General features: G+C 68.7%; 22 protein-coding genes. 15 read left to right on the plus strand and 7 right to left on the minus strand.

From position 1 onward, the window contains the following. The first annotated feature begins 65 nt into the window (after window positions 1-65). The 4 genes from M8C13_RS38535 to M8C13_RS38550 are packed head-to-tail and all read left to right on the plus strand — an operon-like array spanning window position 66 to window position 4255. On the plus strand, window positions 66-1004 hold the full coding sequence (locus M8C13_RS38535) for a cyclopropane-fatty-acyl-phospholipid synthase family protein (protein WP_252485753.1): 939 nt from the start codon (window positions 66-68) through the stop codon (window positions 1002-1004). Window positions 1005-1006: 2 nt separating this feature from the next. Then, a complete protein-coding gene (locus M8C13_RS38540) occupies window positions 1007-1828 on the plus strand; it encodes a cyclopropane-fatty-acyl-phospholipid synthase family protein (RefSeq protein ID WP_252485754.1) in 822 nt (273 codons plus the stop codon). Between the two features lie 19 nt (window positions 1829-1847). After that, window positions 1848-3203, plus strand: coding sequence for a cytochrome P450 (locus tag M8C13_RS38545; protein ID WP_252485755.1), 1356 nt, complete (start codon window positions 1848-1850; stop codon window positions 3201-3203). Beyond that, window positions 3200-4255 carry a hypothetical protein gene (locus tag M8C13_RS38550; protein ID WP_252485756.1) on the plus strand — a complete coding sequence of 352 codons (1056 nt, stop codon included), beginning with the start codon at window positions 3200-3202 and terminating at the stop codon, window positions 4253-4255. Before M8C13_RS38545 ends, M8C13_RS38550 begins: the two co-directional genes overlap by 4 nt. Before the next feature lie 502 nt (window positions 4256-4757). On the opposite strand, the gene M8C13_RS38555 is transcribed toward M8C13_RS38550, so the two are convergent. Beyond that, window positions 4758-4904, minus strand: coding sequence for a hypothetical protein (locus M8C13_RS38555; protein WP_252485757.1), 147 nt, complete (start codon window positions 4902-4904; stop codon window positions 4758-4760). 400 nt (window positions 4905-5304) lie between these two features. On the opposite strand from M8C13_RS38555, the gene ispH reads away from it, so the two are divergent. From ispH to ispG, 4 genes are read left to right on the plus strand one after another with little or no spacing between them, the layout of a single operon-like run. Continuing rightward, window positions 5305-6531, plus strand: a complete 1227-nt coding sequence (ispH, locus tag M8C13_RS38560) for a 4-hydroxy-3-methylbut-2-enyl diphosphate reductase (RefSeq protein WP_252485758.1) — start codon at window positions 5305-5307, stop codon at window positions 6529-6531. Beyond that, window positions 6528-7151, plus strand: a complete 624-nt coding sequence (locus tag M8C13_RS38565) for a hypothetical protein (RefSeq protein WP_252485759.1) — start codon at window positions 6528-6530, stop codon at window positions 7149-7151. The genes ispH and M8C13_RS38565 overlap by 4 nt, the downstream gene beginning before the upstream one ends. Beyond that, window positions 7148-8953, plus strand: a complete 1806-nt coding sequence (locus M8C13_RS38570) for a 1-deoxy-D-xylulose-5-phosphate synthase (RefSeq protein ID WP_252485760.1) — start codon at window positions 7148-7150, stop codon at window positions 8951-8953. The genes M8C13_RS38565 and M8C13_RS38570 overlap by 4 nt, the downstream gene beginning before the upstream one ends. 17 nt (window positions 8954-8970) lie before the next feature. Next, window positions 8971-10101, plus strand: coding sequence for a flavodoxin-dependent (E)-4-hydroxy-3-methylbut-2-enyl-diphosphate synthase (ispG, locus tag M8C13_RS38575; protein WP_252485776.1), 1131 nt, complete (start codon window positions 8971-8973; stop codon window positions 10099-10101). Window positions 10102-10158: 57 nt separating this feature from the next. On the opposite strand, the gene M8C13_RS38580 is transcribed toward ispG, so the two are convergent. The 3 genes from M8C13_RS38580 to M8C13_RS38590 all read right to left on the minus strand — a co-directional run bounded on the left by M8C13_RS38580 (window position 10159) and on the right by M8C13_RS38590 (window position 14075). After that, complete coding sequence (locus M8C13_RS38580) at window positions 10159-11328, minus strand: cytochrome P450 (protein WP_252485761.1); 1170 nt, start codon at window positions 11326-11328, stop codon at window positions 10159-10161. Between the two features lie 61 nt (window positions 11329-11389). Next, complete coding sequence (locus M8C13_RS38585) at window positions 11390-12988, minus strand: prenyltransferase/squalene oxidase repeat-containing protein (protein ID WP_252485762.1); 1599 nt, start codon at window positions 12986-12988, stop codon at window positions 11390-11392. Beyond that, on the minus strand, window positions 12981-14075 hold the full coding sequence (locus tag M8C13_RS38590) for a hypothetical protein (RefSeq protein ID WP_252485763.1): 1095 nt from the start codon (window positions 14073-14075) through the stop codon (window positions 12981-12983). The genes M8C13_RS38585 and M8C13_RS38590 overlap by 8 nt, the downstream gene beginning before the upstream one ends. Before the next feature lie 861 nt (window positions 14076-14936). On the opposite strand from M8C13_RS38590, the gene M8C13_RS38595 reads away from it, so the two are divergent. After that, the gene (locus tag M8C13_RS38595) at window positions 14937-16091 is read left to right on the plus strand and encodes a hypothetical protein (RefSeq protein ID WP_252485764.1); all 1155 of its coding nucleotides are present in this window, start codon (window positions 14937-14939) and stop codon (window positions 16089-16091) included. Here the strand turns inward: M8C13_RS38595 and M8C13_RS38600 are convergent. After that, window positions 16070-16735: a bifunctional 2-polyprenyl-6-hydroxyphenol methylase/3-demethylubiquinol 3-O-methyltransferase UbiG gene (locus M8C13_RS38600; protein ID WP_252485765.1), complete on the minus strand. Its 666-nt coding sequence runs from the start codon at window positions 16733-16735 to the stop codon at window positions 16070-16072. The genes M8C13_RS38595 and M8C13_RS38600 overlap by 22 nt on opposite strands. Before the next feature lie 64 nt (window positions 16736-16799). After that, window positions 16800-17252, minus strand: a complete 453-nt coding sequence (locus M8C13_RS38605) for a hypothetical protein (protein WP_252485766.1) — start codon at window positions 17250-17252, stop codon at window positions 16800-16802. 220 nt (window positions 17253-17472) lie between these two features. Here M8C13_RS38605 and M8C13_RS38610 point away from each other — a divergent pair, with 220 nt between their 5' ends. The 5 genes from M8C13_RS38610 to M8C13_RS38630 all read left to right on the plus strand — a co-directional run bounded on the left by M8C13_RS38610 (window position 17473) and on the right by M8C13_RS38630 (window position 21202). Continuing rightward, the gene (locus M8C13_RS38610) at window positions 17473-18831 is read left to right on the plus strand and encodes a helix-turn-helix domain-containing protein (RefSeq protein ID WP_252485767.1); all 1359 of its coding nucleotides are present in this window, start codon (window positions 17473-17475) and stop codon (window positions 18829-18831) included. Between the two features lie 14 nt (window positions 18832-18845). Then, window positions 18846-19205, plus strand: a complete 360-nt coding sequence (locus tag M8C13_RS38615; protein WP_252485768.1) for a hypothetical protein — start codon at window positions 18846-18848, stop codon at window positions 19203-19205. Between the two features lie 182 nt (window positions 19206-19387). After that, the gene (locus tag M8C13_RS38620; protein ID WP_252485769.1) at window positions 19388-19813 is read left to right on the plus strand and encodes a hypothetical protein; all 426 of its coding nucleotides are present in this window, start codon (window positions 19388-19390) and stop codon (window positions 19811-19813) included. Further along, the gene (locus M8C13_RS38625; protein ID WP_252485770.1) at window positions 19803-20519 is read left to right on the plus strand and encodes a hypothetical protein; all 717 of its coding nucleotides are present in this window, start codon (window positions 19803-19805) and stop codon (window positions 20517-20519) included. The genes M8C13_RS38620 and M8C13_RS38625 overlap by 11 nt, the downstream gene beginning before the upstream one ends. Further along, window positions 20516-21202, plus strand: coding sequence for a hypothetical protein (locus M8C13_RS38630; protein WP_252485771.1), 687 nt, complete (start codon window positions 20516-20518; stop codon window positions 21200-21202). The genes M8C13_RS38625 and M8C13_RS38630 overlap by 4 nt, the downstream gene beginning before the upstream one ends. A gap of 24 nt (window positions 21203-21226) precedes the next feature. Here the strand turns inward: M8C13_RS38630 and M8C13_RS45660 are convergent, their stop codons facing one another. Continuing rightward, complete coding sequence (locus M8C13_RS45660) at window positions 21227-22903, minus strand: DNA polymerase (protein ID WP_252485772.1); 1677 nt, start codon at window positions 22901-22903, stop codon at window positions 21227-21229. Between the two features lie 291 nt (window positions 22904-23194). Here M8C13_RS45660 and M8C13_RS38640 point away from each other — a divergent pair. Continuing rightward, the coding region (locus M8C13_RS38640) for a DUF4192 domain-containing protein (RefSeq protein ID WP_252485773.1) at window positions 23195-24242 on the plus strand (1048 nt) is incomplete at its 3' end.

Consider the following 24242-nt stretch of genomic DNA (forward strand, 5'->3'; position numbering starts at 1 on the left):
GTGGTTCTCCTCGAAGCGGCGCTGCGGCTGGGCGAATCGACCACGACGACAGTCAAGGACGGAACATGACGACGACTTCTGGCCAGCTGCCCATCCACGTCCTGCGTGGCGAGACCGACAACGCCTACCAGGCGAAGGTGGTCTATACCTACGCCGACGATCCGCAGGCCTGGCGCAAGGCGCTGGGCGAGAACATCCTGTTCGAGTGGGGGATCTACAACCATCCCGACTCACCCCGCCCGGTGTCGCTGGACGAGTCGGGTGTCCGGTTCTTTGACCGGCAGCTCGAACTGGCCGGGCTGACCGGCCCGGACCGCCCACCGCTGCGGCGGATCCTGGATCTCGGCTGTGGCTGGGGCTTCATCCTGGGTTACCTGGCAAGGCTGTTCCCGGAATGCGGGCGCCTGGACGGACTGAACATCAGCCGGAGCCAGCTGGAGTACTGCGCCGAACACCTTGCCGGCCAAGGCATCGCGGACCGCACGAACCTGTACCAGTGCAACGCCCAGGACCTCGCGTTGCTGCCCGAGCCCGAGCAGCTCTACGACCTGGTCGTCATCCGCGGCGTCATCACCCACTTCCCGCACGCGCTGTTCGAGAGCTCGATGGCGGCCCTGGCCTGCCGCGTGCGGGAAGGCGGGTTGCTGGTCATCTCCGACACCCTCTACAAGGGCGATCTCGACGACTACCAGTCGGCCATCCCCGATGAGGTGGACCGCCTCGCCGTCGGGTACCGCAAGACACCGGAGTACTTCAGCAAGGTGCTGGAGGACAGCGGGTTCGCCGTCACCGACATGCGGGTGCTGCCGTCCAACGCCGACGTCGCGCACTGGCTGCTGGAGGTCCGCTCGAACCTGGAGACCCATTTCCCGGACGGCGTCACCGGCCCCTTGGAGGAACTGCGGGTCCTGGCGGTGAACCTGTCCATCGCGCTGCTGCTGAACAAGGTCTCGGCCTACAGCGTGATCGCCCAGCGCACCAGCGAAGAACGAAAGCAGGGATGACCATGACCGTTCGTCCGGCTCCCGCCGAGGTCAGTGCGATGTACGACCAGCTCAACGACCTGTTCGCGCAGGCGCTGGGCGGCAGCATCCACCTCGGCTACTGGCGCGACGACCAGGACCACTCGCCCATCTCCACCGCCTCTGAGCGGCTCACCACAATGGTGGCCGATCGGCTGCTCGCGGACCCGGACAGCCGGCTGCTGGACATCGGCTGCGGCAACGGGCTGCCCGCTTTGCAGATCGCCACCACCCGGCAAGCGCACGTCACCGGCATCACCCTCAGCGATCACCAGGTGACCGTGGCCACCAAGGCAGCGGCCGGACGCGAACTGGCCGACCGGGTGACCTTCCAACGGGCCGACGCGATGGACCTGTCCTTCGCGGACAACACCTTCGACCACGCCTGGGCCATCGAGTCCCTGGCCCACATGCCGGATCACCAGGCGGCACTCAAGCAGGCCGCGCGAGTGGTCAAACCCGGTGGCCGGCTGGTCATCGCCGACGTCGCCATGCGCGAACCGCTGGGCGAGCAGGACTGGGCGATTGTCAACCAGGTGGCCGAGCTCTTCCACGCCCGCACTTTCCCCACCCACAACGAGTTCCGGGCCAATCTCGCGGCCACCGGATGGGAAGTCCTGGACTACACCGACATCGGCGACCAGGTGCGGGCGGGATACGGGCACTTCACCGCACTCCTGCGGGAGGTCGCCACCACCGCGGCGGGCCAGGTGGCCGCGCAGCTCAGCACCGGCGCCGACGCGCTGGACGCCATGGCCGCCCTGCCCTGCCTGGGATACGTCCTCATCACCGCACGCCGGAGCTGACCAGCGGAGGTCCCCACCCATGACCACCACCACCGCATCAGCACCCCTCGCGCCCGGGGCGCTGCCCGTCATCGGACACACACTGAGTATGGTGCGGGATTTGCTCGGATTCTTCGAATCCGTCCGAGAGCTGGGGCCGATGGTGCGGATCCGGCTCGGCCGGACCGAGGCATATGTAGTGAACGACCCAGAACTCGCCGCACATGTCCAGGTAGCCGGTAACGGTGTGCAGTTCGACAAGGGCGGCCCGTACTTCGATTCCTTCGACCCGATCCTGGGAACTGGGCTGGGTGCGGTCAGGGCTGCCGAGCACCGGCCGTTGCGCAACCTGCTCCGACCGGCCTTTCAGCCCGCTCGATTAGCCGATTACGGCGAGCAGTTCCAGGCATGTGCAAGGGAGCGGCTAGGCGCGTGGCGGCCCGGACAGATCATTGATCCCGACCAGGAAATGAATCAGGTCATGGTCACCGCACTGGCGCGCACACTCTTCATCGCGCCGGGCGACCGCCAGGCCGTCGAGGTATTCCAGCGCAACATTCCGCTCGTGCTCGGCAACCTGGCCATCCGCATGATCATCCCGGGTGCCGGACGACTCCCGCTGCCCGGCGTCATCCGCTATGAGCGGGCCCGCCGGGCGATTCACGAGGCGATCAGTCTGATGGCCCGCCGCCGGGAGGCCGACCCCGTCGACTATGCGGACCTGATGTCCCTGCTGGTCCCTCCGGGCAGACCGGCGCAGCGGTCCGACCAGGATCTTTTCCACCAGGTGATGAACTTCTTCCTCGGCGGAACGGAAACGTCTGCTTCGGTGATGGCCTCGGCACTACATCTGCTCAGCCGCCATTCGGCGGTGTATGACAAGCTCGAGGCCGAACTGGGCAGAGTATTCCCTGGAGCGGACCCCGGCTACGACGACCTGAGAAAGTTGCCGTATTTGCGGCAGGTGCTGACCGAGGCGCTGCGCATGTACCCGCCCGGGTGGATATTTACCCGGATCGCCGTGGCCGACACCCAGTTAGGAGGCCACGACTTGCCCCGCGGCACCGGGGTCTTCTTCTCCCCGTATGTCCTGCACCGAGACCCGCACGTATTCCCGGAACCAGACCGCTTCGCTCCGGAACGATGGGACAACGCACCTACTGCCGCCCAGAAGAAGGCATTCATGCCTTTCGGTCTCGGCGCACGCCGATGCATCGGCGAAGCGATGGGTATGGCCGAGTCGTGCATGGCCATCGCCATGATCGTGAGACGTTGGACATTCCAGGAAAAGCCCGGAAGTCGACCAAGGCCGCAGGCCAGGATGGTTTTGCACCTTCGCGGGGTGGAACTAGTGCTCACGTCCAAACCGCAGGATCTGCAGATGGAGCAAAAATGACTACGCCCATCATTCTGCCTCCCTATTACTTCCCCTTTGAGTCACAACTCCATCCCGACGCTGAGGAAATCAACCAGCTCAGCCTCGTGTACATGGACAAATATCGGCTATACGGGGATGAGGTGCAACGAGACCGCATCACCAACAGTCATGCCGGCCTGTGCGCGGCATATCAATGCGCCGACCTTCCCGCAGAGCTCGTCCAGCTCAACGCCGACCTGCTGATGTGGGCGTTCTGCTACGACGACGAGATCTGTGACGAACCTCCCGGAGGGCTGCGCCTGGAGCGCATCGCACGCACGAACCTCAATATCCTGCGCGCTGCCGAAAGCATCGAACAACCACCGAACAGCGATGAGCGTTATGCGGCCGCCCTGCACGACATCCGGATCCGGTTCTCCACCCTGATCAGCCCGATGGCAGGAGATCAGCTGGCCCGCCATCTCGGCGACTACATCAACATGGAAATGCACAAATCCGCCTACAAGGTCTGCAATGTGACACCAAACCTGAGCGAGGTTGTCGCCATGCGCCTGTGGAGCGGGGGCGCGACTATGTTCCCCTGGGTCTGCCTGCTCATCAACGGACAAGCGACCGACCTGGCGGTACTGAGCAACCGCCGGCTGCGAGCCCTCGTGGAAACAGCAGCTCTGATCAGCGGCTGGGACAACGACATCTATTCGGTCAAGGACGAAACCACGCGGCCCGCCAACCGGAACGAACTGAACATTGTCGACGTCATTGGCAAAGAACGGAAGCTTGATCTTCAGCAGGCGATCGAAGTGGCAAGTGTCATGCGCGACCGCCTGCTCACTCTCTATCTTCACCACCGCGACCAGCTGCTACAACAGAATGCCGACCTCTACCAACCCTATGCCACCGCACTCGAAGGCTATCTGCGAGGCCATCTCGACTGGGCGTTCAGCAGTGGCCGCTACGCCTGTCACGGTCCCAATGCGCCCACCCGGTTCAGCGGATTCACCGATGTCCCCCGCGACAACGACTTGACACCGCTGCCGATTGACTCGATCCAATGGTGGTGGCGTATCTGACCGGCACCACCGCTGCCTGACCAGACGCCCCGGCCAGCACATCAGCCCACGCACCGCCCTGATGTTCCCAAGGAGCAGCCCCGTGGCCTTCGGCAAATTCAGGTTCCGCCGATGTACTGGCCGATCCCCCAACGAACCGGGGCGCTGGTGGGCTACCTGGCGCCGGTCGGCCGACTGGAGACACTCCAACTGGCCGCGAACATGTCGATCTGGATCTTCGCGGTGGACGATGTCCTGGACGAGGGCCCCAAACGGCACGACCCGGCCTGGGTGTCGGAGTTCCGCTGCGGACTGGTGCGCGCCGCGGAGACCTCGGAAGTCGTCACCGAACAGGACAGCAACCATGCCCAGTCGCTCGCGGAGCTCCTGCTGGGATTCCGGCAGCTGTGCCCGCCCTACCGCACTCCCCACGCTGTCCAGAGCCTTCCGGATCCGCCTGTACATCGGCGGCATACTCCCGTTCAGCAACTGCCCCGCCCTGGTCGGAGGACTCGACCTGCGCTCAGCGCATTTCACCGACCTCCGCCTGCGGGCGCTCACCGGGCTGGGCGCCATGATCGTGAATGCCGGTCACAAGGCGTTCTTCCACGGCAAGGAGGCCTACCGCTCCCAGGACCGGCACGACCTCGTCGATGCGGTCAGTCAGCACCGGGACTGCGGCCTGGACGAAGCAGCGGCGGAGACCGTGGTGATGTACGAGCGCGTCTTCAACCGCTTCCTCGGCCTGCGCGAGAAAGTGCTGCGGGACAACGACTCACGGTCGTGGCGAGCTACCTCACCGCACTGGGCCAGTACGCCAGCGCAGGCATGCGCTTCAACCAGGAAAGCCAGCGCTACCGCTACCTCGACGGCACCGCCGACGGGCCCGAGGCGTTCGACCCCCGGGCTTCACCGACCAGTGCGGCGCCCAGGCGTAGGACGCCCTCACCATCCCCGCCATTTCCCGGTGGTGGCAGGTCAGCGGCCGGAGACGGGCCACGGCCGGGTGCGGGCGACTTCACTCAGCTGATCAACCACCGATCACCACGGGACGGACAGGAGCCGAACCCATGAACTTCCCACCCCACGGGACGGACGGCGCGCTGGTCGCTACCACCCTGCGCACCACAACGGGCGACATCCCAGCCCCCGCCGCCCTGCTGCTGGCCGGTGATCTGCGCCGCCGTGGCGTGCCCGTCCGCACCGGCCCACTGCACCTGAACGAACACACCCGGCACAGCACGATCGACCGGGGTGCGCTGGGCGCGGCCGGACTCGGCGTCGCCGCCCCGCCCGACGATCCGCTCACGCTGGCCGCCGCCGAGCAGGTCCTCGCGGACTGGTCCGCGGTGGCCGGGCCGCGTTCGATCCTGCTGGCCAGCCCACGGTCCTTCTGCGCGGGTGTGGAAAGGGCGATCGAGATCGTCGAGCGCACCCTGGAAACCCGGACCAACCCGGTGTACGTGCGCAAGCAGATCGTGCACAACACCTACGTGGTCGAGGACCTGGCCGGACGCGGCGCGATCTTCGTGGACGAGCTCGACGAGGTCCCCGACGGCGCGACGGTGGTCTTCTCCGCGCACGGGGTCTCACCCGCCGTCCGCGCCGAGGCCAACGAGCGCGACCTGGAGGTCATCGACGGCACCTGCCCGCTGGTCACCAAGGTGCACGCCGAGGCCCGCCGCTACGCCGCCCGCGGCGACACCATCGTGCTCATCGGCCACGCCGGACACGAAGAGGTCGAAGGCACCATGGGTGAGGCCCCCGAGGCCACCACCCTGGTCGAGACCCCGGAGGACGTGAGCCGGCTGGACCTCGCCGATCCGGCCCGGGTGTCCTACCTGACCCAGACCACCCTGGCCGTCGATGAGACCGCCGAGGTCATCGAGGCGCTGCGGGCGAAGTTCCCGTTGCTGCACGAGCCACCCAGTGAGGACATCTGCTACGCCAGCACCAACCGGCAGAACTCGCTCAAGGCGGTCATCGAGGAGTCCGACCTGGTCCTGGTGGTCGGCTCGGCCAACTCATCCAACTCGATCCGCCTGGTCGAACTCTCCCGCCGCAACGGCACCCCGGCCCAGCTCATCGACCGGGTCGGCGACATCCGGGCGGAGTGGCTGGCCGGGGTGCGGGTGCTCGGCCTGACCGCGGGCGCCTCCGCGCCGTCCGCACTGGTCGAGGAGGTGGTGACCGCGATCGGCGGGCTCGGTGCGATCTCGTGCACCGAGCGGGAGGTCACCAGGGAGACCGTCCACTTCGGACTGCCCGCCGCCGTGCGCCGGGGCGTGCAGTCATGAGCTCGTTGCGGCACAGCAGCGCCTTCCGCCCGGTGTCGGTGGTCTCGCAGGCCCTCGAGCGGGGGCCGGTGATCGCGGCGGGCCTGCGCACCGGCGGCGGCCTGGCACCCTGTCCGGCCGCGCCACTGCTGGCCGGCAGCCTGCGCCGGCTCGGCCTGACCGCGGGCCAGGGCCTGCTGACCTACGACGACGAATGCGGCGACCACCGCTGTCTCGGTTTCACCGCTTCCTGGGTGGATGACCGGGGCCGGCCGGCCGGGCTGGGCGCCGCCGCGGACGCGGACCATCCGGCCACCCTGGCCGCCACCGCCGCGGTGGTGCGCGAGTGGTCGGCCGCGCTGCGCCCGCGCCGGATCCTGCTGCTGGACCGGCCCAGGCCGGTGGATCTGCTGCTGGTGCTGGACCCGGCCGCGCTCGCCCCGTACCGGGACGTGCCCGCGCACCTGGTGCGGGCCGCCGGACAGGTGCGCGCGGACTGGCTGGCCGAGGCGGGCACGGTCGGGTTGCTGCTGCACCGGGACACCCGGCGGCGCCTGCTCACCGGGGTGATCGCGGCGATCGGCGGTCTCGGTCCCACTCGCGTCGAATCCTTGACCGCTAACGAACAGGGGCGTCCATGACTACCACACCGCTGACGCACATCGTCGACCCACACCACCTGAAAGCCCTGCCAGCCAAGGAGATACCCGCGCTGGCCGGGCAGATCCGGCGTTTCCTGGTGGACAAGGTCTGCCAGGCGGGTGGGCACCTCGGCCCGAACCTGGGCGTGGTGGAGCTGACCATCGCGCTGCACCGGGTGTTCGACTCGCCGCGGGACCGGATCATCTTCGACACCGGGCACCAGGCATACGTGCACAAGATCCTCACCGGCAGGCAGCAGGACTTCGACACCCTGCGGGCGGCCGGCGGACTGGCCGGGTATCCGCAGCGGTCGGAGTCCGAGCACGACCACGTGGAGAACTCGCACGCCTCCACCTCGCTGGCCTGGGCGGACGGTCTGGCCAAGGCCCAGCAGCTGCGTGGCGAGACCGACCGGCGGGTGGTCGCGGTGATCGGCGACGGCGCCCTGACCGGCGGCCTGGCCTGGGAGGCGCTGAACAACCTGGGCGGCTCGGGGCGGCCGGTGATCGTGGTGCTCAACGACAACGGCCGCTCCTACGCCCCCACCATCGGCGGCCTGGCCGAACACCTGAGCGCACTCCGCTCCGGCACGGCCAGCGACCGGAACCTGTTCCACACCGTGGGTTTCCACTACCTGGGCCCGATCGACGGCCACGACGTCCAGGCCACCGAGACGGCCCTGCGGCACGCCCGCGAGCTGAACCAGCCGGTGGTGGTGCACTGCGTGACCGAGAAGGGCCGCGGTTACCGCCACGCGGAGAACGACGAGGCCGACCGGATGCACGGCGTCGGCGTGCTGAACCCGGTCACCGGGACCGGCAAGGCCGGTGGCGCGCCGAGCTGGACCAGCCTGTTCGGCAAGCACATCACCGAACTCGCCGAGACCCGCCCGGAGCTGGTCGCGCTGACCGCCTCGATGCTGCGACCCGTTGGCCTGCACCGGTTCGCGCAGCGCTACCCGGACCGGATCTTCGACGTCGGCATCGCCGAACAATTCGCGGTCACCTCGGCCGCCGGACTCGCCATGGGCGGACTGCGCCCCGTCGTCTGCCTCTACGCCACCTTCCTCAACCGCGCCATCGACCAGGTCCTCATGGACGTGGCCCTGCACCGGCTCCCGGTCACCTTCGTGCTCGACCGCGCGGGCATCACCGGCCCGGATGGCCCGTCGCACCACGGCGTGTGGGATCTCGCGCTGCTCGGCCAGGCGCCGGGCATGCGGGTGGCCTCACCCCGGGATCCGGTGGAGCTGGCGGCGTTGCTCGCCGAGGCGGTGGACGACACCGGTCCGACCGCGCTGCGCTTCCCCAAGGCCGCGGCAGGCCCAGCCATCAAGGCACGCAACCGGATGGACGGCATGGACGTGCTCTACCGCGGCGAGCACACCCCGCTGGACGTGTTGATCGTCTCCGCCGGAGTGCTCGCCGAACCCGCGCTCCAGGCCGCCGCGCTGCTCAAACAGGACGGCCTCGGCGTCACTGTGGTGGACCCGCGCTGGCTGCTGCCGATCAACCCGGCCCTGGTGCACCTGGCCGCCCGGCACCGCACCGTGCTCACCGTCGAGGACGGGGTCCGCATCGGCGGCCTGGGCACCGCCCTCGCCCAGGCCTGCGCCGCGGCCGGGGTTCGCACCCCCGTGGCCAACCTCGGCGTGCCGCCGGCCTTCCTGGACCACGGCGCCCGCGGGGACATCCTGGCCGCCTGCGGGCTGGACGCGGAGTCCATTGCCGGGGCCGCGCGGGCCAACCTCGGCAACAGCCCCGTTGCGCACCCGTCCCGCCCGGGAGGTGTGTTGCGGTGAGCCAGGTTTCCCTCGGCATGCCGGACCTGCCGCCGCCGGTGCTGGCGCAACGCCGGAAGACCCGGCAGCTCCAGGTCGGCAAGGTCGGCGTGGGCAGCGATCATCCGGTGTCCATCCAGACCATGACCACCACGCTGACCTCCGACGTCGACGCCACCCTGCAACAGATCGCCGAGCTGACCGCGGCGGGCTGCGACATCGTCCGGATCGCCTGTCCCTCGCAGGACGACGCGGACGCTTTGCCCGCCATCGCGAGGAAATCCGGCATCCCGGTCATCGCGGACATCCACTTCCAGCCCAAGTACGTCTTCGCCGCCATCGAAGCCGGCTGCGCCGCGGTCCGGGTGAACCCGGGCAACATCAAGAAGTTCGACGACCGGATCGGGGAAATCTCGCAGGCCGCAAAAGAAACCCGCACCCCGATCCGCATCGGGGTCAACGCGGGCTCACTCGACCCACGGCTGCTGAAGAAGTACGGCAAGGCCACCCCGGAGGCGCTGGTGGAATCCGCGCTCTGGGAAGCGTCGCTGTTCGCCGAGCACGACTTCCACGACATCAAGATCTCGGTGAAGCACAACGATCCCGTGGTCATGGTGCGCGCCTACGAGCTGCTGGCCGAGCGGTGTGACTACCCGCTGCACCTGGGTGTCACCGAGGCCGGTCCGGCGTTCCAGGGCACCATCAAGTCCGCGGTGGCCTTCGGCGCGCTGCTGTCCAGGGGCATCGGCGACAGCATCCGGGTCTCCCTGTCGGCGCCGCCGGTGGAGGAGATCAAGGTGGCCACCCAGATCCTGCAGTCGCTGAACCTGCGCCAGCGCAAGCTGGAGATCGTCTCCTGCCCCAGTTGCGGCCGCGCGCAGGTCGACGTCTACACCCTCGCCGAGCAAGTCACCGCCGGGTTGGAGGGCATGGAGGTGCCGCTGCGGGTGGCGGTGATGGGCTGTGTGGTCAACGGCCCCGGCGAGGCTCGCGAGGCTGACCTGGGCGTGGCTTCCGGCAATGGGAAGGGCCAGATCTTCGTCAAGGGCAAGGTGATCAAAACCGTGCCCGAGCACCGGATCGTGGAAACCCTGATCGAGGAGGCCATGCGGATGGCCGAGGAGCTGGAGCCCGTCGAGGGCGCCGGGCCCGTGGTGACCGCGAGCTGAACACCGCAGAAGTGTTGGGGCGGTGGTGCTGCGTCGGCGTGGCCGGCCCGTGCCCGGTCATCGCCCCGCGAGCGGAGGCTTGGTCGAGGGGTTGTGGCACGGAATCACGGGGAGCTCCCGGAGCGACCGGACGATCCTGCTCATCCGCCAGGTCAACGCATCCGGTTCGACGGCCAGTGCCAGGTGGGGCAGGTGCCGCAGCGTGGCGGTGATGGCGACCTGGATCTCGGCCCGGGCCAGCGGTGCGCCCAGGCAGTAGTGGCTGCCGTGGCCGAAGGCGACATGTGAGTTCGCGGTGCGGTGGACGTCGAGCTGGTCGGCGTTGCCGAACTGCTCGTCATCCCGGTTGGCCGAGGCCAGTAGGAGCATGACGACCTCGCCCGGCGGGATCGTGGTCGTGCCGATGGCCAGCTCCGCCGTGGTGTACCGCAGCGTTGTCACGCCGACGGAGCTGTCGTAGCGCAGCAGTTCTTCCACGGCTTGCGGTACGAGCTCGGGCCGGGAGCGCAGGGTCTCCATCTGGTCGGGATGGGTCAGCAACGCCAGCATGGCGTTGCCGATGAAGCCGGCGGTCGTGTCATAACCGGCCAGGAGCAGCAACATGGCCATGCGCAGCAGCTCAGTATCGGAAAGGCCCTGGCCGTCCTCGTGTTCGGCGATCAGCGCCGACAGGAGGTCCTCGCCGCCTGCTCGTCGCCGCTCGGCGAGCAGGCCGGTCAGGTAGTGCCGCATGTTCCGGACCGCCGGTGGGATCAGGTGCCGCTGGTCGCCGTCCGGGGTGTTGATCTGCTCGGTCCACCGTTGGATGTCGTCCTGGTCGGCCGGAGGTATGCCGAGGAGGTCGGCGAGCATGGTCATGGTCAGGGGCGCGGCGAAACTGGAGATCAGGTCCGTCCGCTCCTGGCTGGCGATGCCGGTCAGCAGCGTGTCCGCGACCTGCTCGATGCGCGGGCGCAGTGCCTCGGCCCGGCTCAGGGTGAATGCCGAGGAGACCAACGATCGCAGCCGGGTGTGTTCGGGTGGATCGGTGTTCGCCATCGTCGCCTCGATCAGGTCGCGGACGTCGGGGGCGGCGTGCTCGGCCGAGAACGCGTGTCCGGGAGCGGTGCGCCAGTCCTTGGACAGCCGACGGTCCCGGAGCAGGGCGTGCACATCGGCGTATCGGGGGATCAGCCACACCGGCCCGCGCGCCAGCATGACGCGGTGCGCCCGGCCCGTCCTGCGCAACTCCTCGTACGTGGGGAATGGCGGGAAGCGCACCCAGGGCGGGGTGTACCGGCCTGGGTCGTCAGCCCCCGGCGCCGGGTCGCTGTGCAAGGTCGCCTCCCACTCTCAGGGTGAGCGCGGACAGAGTGATGGCCCGGCTGATGCGTTCGGGCTGGAACAGTTCCTTTCCATGCCACAGCGGCGTGCGCACCGGGTGTTCGGCGGGTGCCTCGGCATGCGTGGCGAGGAAGGCCAAGCCGCGCTTGGTCGCGTGCTCGGCGTGGTGGCCGGCCTCGGCGCCGGCCATGGGCCCGCCGATGTGCAGTGAGTGAACCGCCAGTGCGGTTTCCTCCAGGGTGGCGGTCCACCGGCCCCACGAACCATCCCGGCGCTGGGTCCCGAGCAGCCAGGCGACCGCGCGGCCGATCGCGGGGCCAGCGGTTGCCGGCGCGTATCGGCACAGGGCAGGCAGGGCACAGGAGAGGGCGTAGATCGGGCTGGCGTGCCACTTGTCGGTCCAGCTGCCGTCGGCGTGCTGGCAGTCCACCAGGTAGCGCGACAGAATCGCCTGCTGGCGTTGGTAGGCCGGTGCTCCGGCGAGTCGCTGCCGGGCCCACTCGCCGAAGGCCTCCAGCATGTGCGCGTTGGTGGTGACCGAAGCGGTGCGCTCCCGCTGATGAGTGACGAAGCCGTTGCCGGACTCGAAGGCGAGCAGGCACGCGGGATCGCGGGCCTGACCAAGACGGCAGAGCACGTACACCGCGGTGGCGGTAAGATCACCGTCGGCGGGCAAACCGGGGGCAAGTGGCACGCCGTCCGCGCCGATCAGGTCCGCCACGTGCGTGCTCAGCCGCTGTCGAAGCCCGTTGGGCACGGGGATGTCGAGGCGGACGGCCGCGGCCGCGACCCACAGCTGCTCGAAGGGTGCGATGGGCAGCATCGTGGGATGCGCACCGCCCCAGCGCTGGGCGACCTGCACCAGGAACTCACCGGCCGCGATCTGCCGGCCGCCCGATCGAGCGAACGCCACGGCGGTGGCCGCGGGAGAGCATCCCACCGATCCGCCGGTGCCCGGGGGCGGCTCGTTCACCGCGGCGGGCAGAACCTCGGCGCAGTGCAGGAGGTAGCCGGACACCGGTTGGCCGGCGCGCACCGCCGAGCGCAACGCGTGCAACCGCTCGAGTTGATCGCGATGTGACCGCAGGAGCTCGGTCAGAACCGTGCGGAACCGGACATCGCCGACGGCACCGCGGTCGAGGTCCGCCAGCATCGCAGGCACGATCAGCTCCACGGCGACGGTGTCGGGCATCGTGGCGACGGACACGTGATCCGCGTGCGCGGCCAGGAACCCGAGTCCGTGCCGCAGCGCGACGTGCACGTCATCGGCGGTTCCGGCGCCTCGGCTGGCGACCACACCGGCGAGCCCGGTGACCGCTCCCAGCGTCGGCACCAACCGGTACTCGACCGGCCACACCGGACTGCCCCAACTGTGATCTTCGTTCTGCCGGGACAACAGGTGGCCGAGGGCCGCGTTGGCGACCGTCTCGGCAATGCGGCCGGGGGTGCCGGCGCAGGCCCGGAGAACCTGCCCGGTGTCGTAGAACCCACCGCGTACGTCACTGAGCGGGTCGTCGAGACTGTCCTCGATGAGGTCAAGAACGGCAGTGCGCGGATCACTCATGCCGGTCCCCGCCACCTTGGTGCTCGTGGGCGGCGATGGAGGTCGGCGTGCGGTACGGCCCGATCGCCACGTCTCCAGAGTCGAACCGGGAGTCAGCGAAGTCCAGACCCTGATAACGCTTGCTCACTCGGTGAAACTCACAAATTCCGGTGTGCAGGTGCACGATCTCCTGCACGTAACGCCGCGCGGTGGCACTGTCGCCAAGAGGTCCGCCGAGAATGTGCTCGCGCAACTCGACGAGATGGCGTTGCCGAACCACGCACATCCGTGCGAGCGCGTCGACCGCCTCCTGTAGGCCCAGGTGCTCGTCACGCATGATGAGCCAGGTCGCGTTGAACGGATCCTGCTCGGCCACTTCCTTGCGCAGGGAGTAGAGATCGCCGAACAAGATCGTGATGTCGAAGGCCGTGTCCCGGAATTCCACCAGTCGCGCGTGCTCCCGCAGTTCGGCGCCCATGTCGATGCCGAGGGCGTACTCGGTCATGACCGCCATCCAGTCGATGAAGAAATCGACTCGCCGCACTATCAGGTAGTCCTCAAGGCTGAGCGAGTCCACGTGGCGAGCAGGCCGGGCGGCGAGGTTTTCGACCTGGAGCCGGATTGATTCGGTCAATCGCGCCCCGACTGCGGGGCGAACGTCCGTCAACATGGAGCTGAGCACGGTGAAGAACAGGCTCACCAGGGTGAGTTCGGAGGGTGGTGCTACACCTCTGAGCGCAGCCAGGTGATGGTCGCGCAGCGCCGCACAGCGATCGTCATCTTCAAGCACTTCTGGTCGGGCAAACTCGTCGTCAAGCATGGCAATGTATTCCAGCATGCGCTGGAGGTGAAAAAGACGATCACCCTCGGCGTGTGGCCAGCACAGGCTGGCAAGAACGGGAATCCGGTGCGCGGCGAATGCTGTGGCGGCCTCATCGCTGGCATAGTGTTCAGCGACGTAAGGCCGGTCCGCGATTCGCGTGCGGCGCTCGGTCTGATCATTGTCAGGATGACGCAAAACCGGGAGGATCAGCTCGACCTGAGGTATGCGTACCGTAGTGCCGAACGGTGGCATGACCGCTCGGGTTCGGCGAGACTGGTCGGACACCAACCTCTCCTTTGCCTAGATCGGCATGATGCGGTCTGGTCCAGAGTTTGGTGAAAACCGAAGTCGAACTCGGCCCGTCGTAGATAATCTTGACTATTTGATTGTAGGAAGGTTGTCCGGTCGACTGCACCGCCGTCTGGGTGAGATAGACAATCTGCTGGCTGATGCCGCCCTTAATAGGGCTTTTCAGGTGATTCAGCTGGGTGATCATTTTGCGCGGCGACGCCGGATATTATCGGTGTGACCAGCGGGCAAAGGTGCCCTGCCGATTCCTCAACCGACGAGTTGCCACGCGACCTGGCGCGCCGCGCGCACTGGGTGCGGACCGAACTGGTCGCTGAGGTCGTCTGCTGACAGTTCGCCCCGGGTGAACGGCGGTCGCGGCACACCGCCCGGATGGGCTACGGCCCGATCGGCGTCCCGAGGAGGTCCTGCTGCCCGCGAGCCTGTGACCGGACGGGCTCATCCGACGGTGTGCACGCCGGTCGCCTGGGCGGAGCTCCAGGACCGCTGCCCTGTCGAAGACCTGGTTTTCACCGCTGACCAGGGTCCTGCACCGGGCGCCGAGGCTGGTGACCTGTTCGCGCGATGAGTCGGGTTGCCGGTCAGTCGAGGATGTCGCGCGGATCGCGGGAGCGGGAACAGGTGTCGACGCAGCATTCATGGCAGCTCGCTACCGCCGGACGCTGCCGGTCGGTCCACATGCCCGGCAACGCGATCTGCCCGGCAAATCCAAACTGCCCGCAAACTGGCTGTAGGGGATCCGGGTAAAGCCCGGCGGCAGCATTAAGCCACAATTTGCACATGGTCAGTAACGCTCGGTCAGTGCCGGGGCGACACCAGGGGCGAACCAGGCAACGGGTGAGCGTGGACGGCCGGGGCCGGATGCAGTTGCCGGCCGAGTGGTGCAAGCAGCTGCCCGGGGGCCTGCCCAGTCGCCTGATCGGGCGGCTTGATGCCGATGGCCGGGTCGTCATCGAGACCGCCGAGCACGTCATCGCCCGGCTCCGCCCTCGACTGGCGGGCCTGGCGGCGGCGTGTGCCGCGCACGGCGGAGCTGTTGAGCCCGTCGGGCCTGTCCAGCCCGGTGGTCAGGCGGCGGAGTTGTCCACGATGGTCATCGACGCGACGGTGCTGGCCTACTTGCTCGACCCCGACGTGCTGGATGACCGTGACGCGGCCAGCCTGGCCGCGGTCCTGGCCCGTGCCCAGTTCATCCTGGTTTCGGACGGCTCACTGCTCGAACTCGGCCTCGCCTTGGACAGCCTGTGCGGGGTCGCGTCGGCGAACCAGGCCGATCCGCCGCTGCCGATGGAGAACCTGCTGGAGGAACTCGCACTGCTCGGGGTGTCCCCGACCCCGGCGAACCGGCCCCAACTGGCGGTCCAAGCCCAAATCGATGTCGATGACCTGAGAGTCACGCCGGGCGAGGCCTACACCCTGGCACTGGCCTATGTCCACGAACAGGTCGCCCTCCTGGCATCTCCGGTGTCCAGAAGCGTTGTGCTACAACGATTCGGCGTGACCGTGCTTAACCCGGCCGATCTAGGACTCACCATCCGCGCCAGATGCGCGGACGCGCGGGAAGCCACGCCGCCGGTGACCTCCCGTGTTGACTTGGCTCAACAGACCGCTCCTGGCGACGTCCCGGCCACCGCACTCAGACTCCGGCAACCGGCGGACAGCCTGAACAGGTGCCGGGCCGGGACCGGGGACGGTGTGGGGGAGGTGTCGGCGTGGCAGAAGGGGATGCGGACTGAACTTCACCAGGCGATCGTCCGGGCCGTGGAGCTGACGTCGAATGCTCGGGAAGCCCTGGCCGGGCACCGGAAAACGCTCCAGGTGTTGGACTGCTTGCGTGCGGCCGTGGCCGAGGATGACAAGGCCAAGGTCAGGATCGTGGTGCAGGAGCACCTGCCCGGCATCGTGATCGGCAAGGCGCTCAAGCCACGGCTCCGTGGTGCGCTGACGAAGTTGCGTCACGCGGCGAAGACCTACGGCCCCACCATCAGTTGACGGTCACCGGGGTCGGTTCCGCGAGCGCGGACGAGCAGGGTGCCCACCTGCTCGGACACTGGTGCCGGAAAAAGCTCGGTGCGCACGTCGCCGAACCCCGCACTGTGCAGCGCCTCCTGCCATGCCTCTGGAGTGAGTTCCCACTTCTGGACCGGCTGGCCAGCGGCCATGGGTGCGACGGCGGGCAGGTGGGAGAAGGCGAGGAGTCCACCCGGTTTGAGCGCGGCGTGGACGCGGGGCAGCAGAACGGCGGGATCGGTGAACCACACGGCGCCGAAGATGGAGAACACGATGTCGAACCGCTCGGTTGCGCTGTCGAGGTAGCTGGCGGCCTCTGCGGTGAGGAAGGTGATCTCGCCGCACCCGGACCAGGTGGCTTGTGCGGCGGCGGTTCTGGTGGGGGCCAGGTCGATGCCGGTGCAGCGGGCGCCGAGGGAGGCCAGGTGGGCGAGGTTGTCCCCGCTGCCCGAGCCGAGCTCCAGAACGTCCTTGCCCGCCAGGTCGCCGAGCACGGTCTCGCCGGGGCCGTGGTCGGGGTACTGGGTCCAGTTCAGCCAGGTCCGTGCTCCGGCGGCGTTGACCTCTCGGCGTGGGGTGGATCGCGCGGCGAAGCGTTCCCAGGCCTGGACCGCCGTCATCGTCATGCTGGGCCTCCCCATGGTGCTCGCCGCGCCCCGGGCAGCCGGGGCGCGGCGAGCCTATCGGTGGCTACGCGGCCTTGCGCGGGCTGTTGCTGCACCCGGCGTAGCACTGGTTGCAGTCCGCGGTCTGCCCCGCCCACAGCTCCTCATCGACGATGAACCCGGAGTCGCGCATCGCCTGGACGGTGGCGCGCAGCACCAGCGGGCTCTCCAGGTCATTCTCGGTCAGATCGGGGATGTGGTGGATGTATCCGCCGTTGTGCAACTGGGAGAACTCCCAGTAGGCGGGGGTGTCGTGGAGGAAGGTGTGCCAACCCAGGTCGACCATCGGAGACGGGCGGAGGGACAAGCCGGGATTGCGGGAACAGGTAATGAGGAAGGCGATGGTCTGGCCCAAGATCCGCTCGGACAGGGCTTGGTCGAGGTGGTGGTCGCGCCTGATCAAGGTGACCAGGCGGTCCCACTGCGCGGCGGGGAGGTAGTCGCGGGCGTCACGGACGGCGGCGAGGGTGATCGGCATCGTCAAGGTGTCCCTTCGTCGTGGTGGGCTTGTCCGTCTTGTCTGGTCGAAGGTGTGAAGCTCTGGTCATCGGCGGGGTCTCGGTTACTGTGGAACCTGCGTCGCACCGTGATCAGAAGGCAACCCTCTGTGATGGGCGTTGGCCATGGCAGCTGCTGTGGCAGACCTGTCGCATCGTGTAGCAAACATGCGTTGAACAGGTAAAACGGAGGTGGGGACGGTGGGAAGGCGGGCTGCGCTGATCGCCCGTCGGGCCGGGCTCGGCCTGACCCAGGAAGACCTGGCCGCCGTCGTCGGAGTGGAGCGCACGACGGTGGCGCGCTGGGAGGCCGGTACCTGCGCCCCGCAGCCGCTGCACCGGCTCCGGCTGGCCGAAGCGCTGGGCGTGTCCCCGTTCGAGCTCGATCTGCTCCTGGCCGGCCGAGCCGTAGATGGTGGACCGGCAGATCCGGCAGGCTCGAAGCACCGCCGCCACGAGAGCATGGGCCAACCAGCCCGCCGCCACTACGATGATCACGCCACCGCGAGCATCCACCCCGCGCTGCCGGAAGCCTCCGAGAGGGATGACGTGCACCGACGCGACCTGCTCCGTCTGGTCAGCCTGACCAGCGCCACCCTGGCCCTTCCGCCTACCCGGGCCATCCTGGACACCGGCCGGATCGCCGCCGCCGCAACAGGTTCGCTGGACCGTGCGGAGCTGGCGGAGTTCGCGGCGCTCAACGGCCACCTGTGGCAGACCTTCATGCTCACCTCGGCCAAGGCGCAGTTGCTGCCGCTGGTACAGGCCCAGATCGGCACGCTGACCGCGTGCCTGCGCGCGGAGCAGTCGGAACGGGTCCGGACGCGGTTGCAGGCGCTGCTGGGCGAGCTGCTGCAGCTGGCCGGGGAGGCCTGCTTCGACGGCGACCGCTACACCGACGCCGCCCACTGCTACACCCTGGCCGCTCAGGCCGCGCAGGAGGCCGGCGCGTTCGATCTGTGGGCCTGCGCGCTGACCCGCCACGCCTTCCTCGCCGTCTACGAGCGCAAGTTCCACGCCGCGGTGCCGCTGCTGGAGCTGGCCGCCGGGTTCGCCCGCCGCGATGACCCGGCGCTGTCGACCAGGCACTGGGTGGCCGCGGTCCAGGCTGAAACCTTCGCCGGGCTCGGCAAGGCGAGCGAATGCGACCGGGCGCTGGAGGCGGCCGCCGACGTCGAGGGCACCGGGCACAACGGCGGCTGGCTGCGCTTCGACGGCGGGCGCATCCCCGAGCAGCGCGGCAGCTGCTACGCCGCCCTCGGACGCACCGACCGCGCGGAGGAGGCGCTGACCCAGGCGCTGGAGGGGCCGCTGTCGGTCCGGCGGCGGGCCGGCGTGCTCACCGACCTGGCCCGCCTCGGCGCGACCCGCAGCGACCCGCACCGGGTCGCCACCTACGCCGGGGCCGCGCTGGCCGCCGCCAACCGAACCGGCTCCGGCGTGATCGCCAAGCGGCTCGATGGCCTGCGCCCGCACCTGAAGCCATTGCTGGCCAACGTCCAGGTTCGGCAGCTGGATGCCGAGATCGCGGCCTTGATCCGGCAGCACACCACGAACTAGGACAGGAGCAGCAGGTGCAGCAGGAGCGAGGCCGTCTCTTCCGCGAGGCTTGGATCGCCGGGGTGCTCAAGTACTTTCCCGGCGAGCCCAAGCCCGGCTACATCACCCCATGGGAGGACACCCCGGACTGGGAACGTGATGCGGCGGCCGCGGTGCGCGAACAGGTCGAGCAGTTCATCCGGCTCAGCGACGGCAACACCGCCAAGCTGACCAACGAGCAGAAGAGCCGGTTCGTCGCCCTGTGCTGGATCGCCCAGATCCACAAGCACATCCCGGACCCGAAGCCGTCCTATGTCGCTGACTGGGGTGAGCTGCCGGAGTGGCAGCGCATGGTCGATGCGTACATCTTCGAGCGCATCGAAGCGGAGGCGTGACGACCGGTACGGCCTCGGTCGTGGGCCAGAGGGTGCCCGCGGTGTGCTGAGCCTGGCCTTGTCGGGACACCGGCCGGGGTGGCTCTTGACCGCGACCCAGCCGTCAGGCGGCAACCACCAGCCGTCGCGCGCGTTACCTCCCTCCGGGCATTGCATCGTCTCCCGGACTGGAGCGCCTGCCCATGACGCGATTCCGCCTTGCCTTGAATGCCCAGGACCCGTTCGTCGTGCACCTGCAGTTCGCGATCTCGCTGTGGCGGGCCCGGCGGGCCTGTGCCCGCATCCAGGCCGCGCTGGGCCGGACCGAGCTGGCCGAGGTGACGCTTACGCTGCACCTGGGCTCGGATCTGCTGGCCACGGCGTCCCTGCCGTGCGGCACCATCGGCGACGCCCTCCAGGGCGAACCGGTGTCGATGGCTGGTTTGCGCGCGGCGCACGGCTTGGTTGAGGCGCTGTGGGATCTCGGACCGGTGTTCGCACCCGGTCCGCCCGAGCGCGGGTTCATCCTGCACGCCAGCCTGCTGACCCTCGGTGTCACCCAGGCGTTGCGGGTCGTCTACGACGACACCAGCCACGCGGTCCGGGGCGGTGTCATCCATGGGTGCTGACTCGCGGCCGTGGTGGGAAGCAGCTCCGCTCGACGAGGCCGGGTGCCGTTCGCTGGCGGCGTTGCCTGCGGCCGACGTGGTGCAGCTGGTGGAGGCCGGCAAGGTGCTGGCCCGGCACGCGGTCCGGTCACAACGGCGGGCGCTGCAGGAACTGCTCGGCGACGCCGACGATCTCGACCAGCAGCTGACCACCTGGATCCTGGAGGCCGCGGTCACCTACGACCCGGCGCGCGGACCGTGGCAAGCCCACCTGGTCCAGCGCGTGCGCCAGCTCGCCGCCGACCACTGGCGGGTCAACGTGGGGCGGGCCGCGCTGCAGATGCTCCAGCGCCAGCGCGAACTCGGCGACACCGCCTTGGCGCCCGGGGAGCACCTCCAGGTCCGGCGGATCCGATCGCTGCTGCCCGGCGCGCAGCACCGCCTCGACCGGGACACCGAGCTCATCCCCGCCGTGGACGACTCGCTCGCGCGGATCGAGGAACGCTCGGTGCGCACGCAGATCACCCGCGCGTTGCTCGATGCCGGGTTCGCCACTGGGGCCGAGCACCCCCGGCTGCAACGCGCACTGGTTGCCTACCTGCTCTGCCAGGTGCACGGGTTCTCCCAGCGACGGGTTGCCGCCTGCGGGATCCACCACCGCACCCTCACCGCCCTGGACCAGGACCTGCGCGCCAGGCTCCGCGCACTGGTCCGGCAACGACCATGACCGCCACCGAGCTGATCGAGCACCTGGCCGAGCTGGTCGACTCGCTCCCCGAACCCGATCTTGCGGCCGTGCCCGGCCAGTTCTCTCTGTGCGAGCGCCAGGTGTTCGACACGGTGCTCCGCTTCCCGGGCATCGCCGCGGAAGCCGCGCTCCGCGAGCACTGTCCGGTGGACCGTCTGCAATGGACGATCGCCCTCAGGCACCTCCGACGGCACGGCTGCCTCGCCGTCCACACCGCGCGGGCTGGGGGCCGGCTTCTGGCGCCGACCACCGCGGGACGGACCAGGCACGCACCCTCCGCGTCACCAACGACGTTCGAGCGGCTGCTCGCGGAGTTCGGTGCCTTCGCCGAACTGGTGGGCGATGTGCACGCGAACCTCGCACCGGCCGCTGAGCGCTGGCTGGAGCGGGCAGGAGTGTTCGACGCGATGGTCGTCCGCGGTGGGCGCGGGGTCGCCACGGTCGCCGTCCATCCGCTACGGCCACGGCCGCGCTGGGCGGTGGTGCTGGACGCGGCGATGGCCGCCGGCGCATCGGTTCTGCTGTTGCAGTCCTGGCCGGAGCACCACGCCGAACTGGCCAGGGCGACCGAGCTGGCGGGTGCCGAGCTGGCCGGCCACGGGGCGCGGTTGAGCCTGGTGTTGGAGACCGGTTTCGTGGGAGGTGAGGTGGAGCCGGTATGACGACCGGCCCCACCCCGACGGGCATCAGCCGACGGCCGACTGCTTACCCGCTTCAGCCCAGCTTCGACCCCGGCCGATGACCAGCGGCCACGACACGGGGCTAGAGCCGAGCACCCGCTTCACGGCGGTGCGGACGATGTCCGGCAGCGACTGCTCGATCTCGTCGATCTGGCCGAGCGCGGCGTCGATGAGGAACTCGTCGTGGCAGAACATCACCAGTCGCGCGTCCCGGTCTCGAAGAGCCGTCCGGATCCCGACGGCGATCGCGCAGGCCAGCTCGGCAGCCCCGCCCTGGACGGGGAAGTTGCGCAGCTGGCGACTGCGCCGGTTCACCGCCTTGCGCTGCAACGGTGTGCGCTCGGACCACGGGATCGCTTGGGCGGCGACAACGAGTTCGTCCGCAGCCGGGCAGGCCCGGCCCAATCCGGTGCTGACGACCATCCCGTTGCTGCCCAGCGCCACCGCCCTGTGCAGATACTGCATTGCCTGCGGGAACCGTGAGATCAGCAACCTGGTGGTGTGCCTGCTGGCGGGGGAGTAGTCGCCGTAGATCCCGGCGAGCACCGCACGTTTCGCCACCTCCCGCTCGACGCCGAGCTGGTCGGCGGCCGAGGAGTAGAGATCACCCCGGGCAGTGGCCTCCACCAGGTTCGCATCCTGGGACAGGTGGGCCCACATCCGCGGCTCGAGCTGAGCCAGATTCGCGCACAGCAACATCCGCCCCGGCCCCACCCGCACACAGGGCCGGAGGCGAAGCGGAAGCTGCAGCGCACCGCCCTCCCCGGCCCACCGGCCGGACGGCGTGCCGACCGGCCGGAACAACGGCCACCACCGCCCATCGCGCACCCAGTGCTCCGCCCAGTCGTAGCCGTGCCGAGAGGCCAGTGCGTCCAACTTCCGCCACTCCTGCACCAGCGGGACAACCGGGTGCTCGACATCCATCAGGTCGGCCAGACGGGAGCTGGGGATGAGGATGCCTTCGCCGTCGAAGGCATCCGCCAGCTCCTTCCGCCAGTTGAACCTGGCCCCGCCGAACTCGTTGGCGATCTCCCGGTCCAGCGCGGCCAGACGCGGATAGGGATCGTTCTCCATCGGGCTCGACAGGACGTCGGCCATGACGGTCCGGTAGGTGGTCGAACACCACGGAACGCCGCCGGCGTTCATCTCCGCGGCCAGCAGTGCGCAGGCCGAATCCAAGTGCAGCAGCGTGGACAAGCGTTCCCTCTGTTCCGATCCCGCGACACGCTCGCACACCACGGAGTACCGCTCGGCCAGCGTCGCACCGGACGCCGGGACCGCGAGCGTCCGTTCCGCCAGCTGGAGGCACAGGCCTGATTGGAGCCGGACACCCGATTCGGCGAGCGTCGTGGCGACGGCGAGGAGGTCGGCGGAGATCCACCGCGCTCCACGAACCAGGTTCAGTTCCTCCAGGAGTTCGGTGGACGACTCGTGTACGTAGGTTTTGCCGCCGACCGGCTTGTCGGGGATCAGCGGCGTGATCGCGATGTGCGTCTGGTTGTCCCTCCGGATGATCTCGATCCCCAGCGGAAGTGGGGAACTGGTGCTCTGCCAGTCGTTCCAGAGGGCGGAGAGGTAGTTGTCCAGTGATTGATAGTCAGTCCGATCAGGACTGTCCGATGGTGTCGATGCCGTCATGGCGGCGAAATCCCCTTTCTCCGCGAACAGGCCGATTCGGTGCACGCCCGCGCACCGTCCTGCCGCAACGGGTGAGGTAACGCGGCCAGCGCGCCGTGCTTGCCCCCGAACCACTTTGCTGGCAACGCGTTACCTGTCCGACCGGCCTGCCGAATCTCCGGACAGGCCCAGGTCTCAACCAGGAAGGCCGCGGCTCGCGCTCGGAAGGTGGTGACACATCTGGCGCCCCGCCGGCCACGAACCCGGAGCCATCCGGCCGGTGGGACCTGGTGCGCCAGAACCAGATGCGACAACGACATGACGAAACCAGCCATGAAGTGACGGGGGACCAGGACCATGCGTGACCGTGAGGACGTCATCGACGGCAAAGGACTGAGCGAGCTCATCATCAGTGTCCCCCACCTGCTTGGAGTGTTTCCCACGGACTCAGTGGTCGTGCTGCCGTACTACTCGATCGAGCCACTACGGTTCCGGTGGGCGATCAGGGAGAGCATCGCCGACCTGGTCAGCGGCATCGCTTCGCTCGACCGGCTCGGCGACTTCCTCGCCAACCTCAACTGGGACCGCGCGGTAATACTGATCGTTGGCGGCGGAAGCCAGTCACGAACGGATCGGCCACCGCACGCGAAGTTGGTCGACGATCTGGGAAACCTGTTGCAGAGCAGGGGAATCGGTGTCGTCGATTCGGTGTGGGCGCCCGACATCACGCGTGGAGCCAAGTGGATCCGCTACTCCGGGGCCGGGATGCGAACCGGCAGACTGGCTGACCCACGGTCCTGCCAAGCGGCGGCCCAGGCCGTCACGACGGGAAAGATCATCCATGATGATCTTCAGGACCTGCTGGACAGCATCAAGCCGGATGAGGGCGAAGCCGTGCGGCAACGCCGTTGGCGGATGTGGTTGCTGGAACGCAACAACGGTGGTCTGCCGGACGGTGGTGTCGGCAAGCTGTTCTGCCGGGTTCGCCGCGTCCGACAGGCCATCCGGGCAGCGGAGGATGGAGTTCTTCCGGACAACGACCGGCAGATCGTGCTTCTCGGCTGGGCGCTCAAGGAGCGCTTGATCTGGGAGAGCAGTCTGCGGAACTCCTTCACCGCACAGCGGTTCGCGGCTCATCGGCTGTGGCTGGATCTCACTCGGCGCCTGCCTGACCGGCATCGCGCGGAACCGGCGGCGTTGCTGTCGTTGTCCGCGGCCCTGCTGGGACAGCCGGAGCTGGCCAAGGCTTCCGCACGCGTCGCGGCCATGGCCAATCCGGACGACGGGCACATCACGGCGTTCGCCGATCACATGTCCTACGGCGTGGTGCAGTGCGCGGTGGTCAACAGGATCGACGCCACGAGCGCCGCCGCCACGGGGCAGATCAGCGACCTGCTGTGCGGGC

This window comes from Crossiella sp. SN42 (assembly GCF_023897065.1).
Lineage (GTDB): Bacteria > Actinomycetota > Actinomycetes > Mycobacteriales > Pseudonocardiaceae > Crossiella.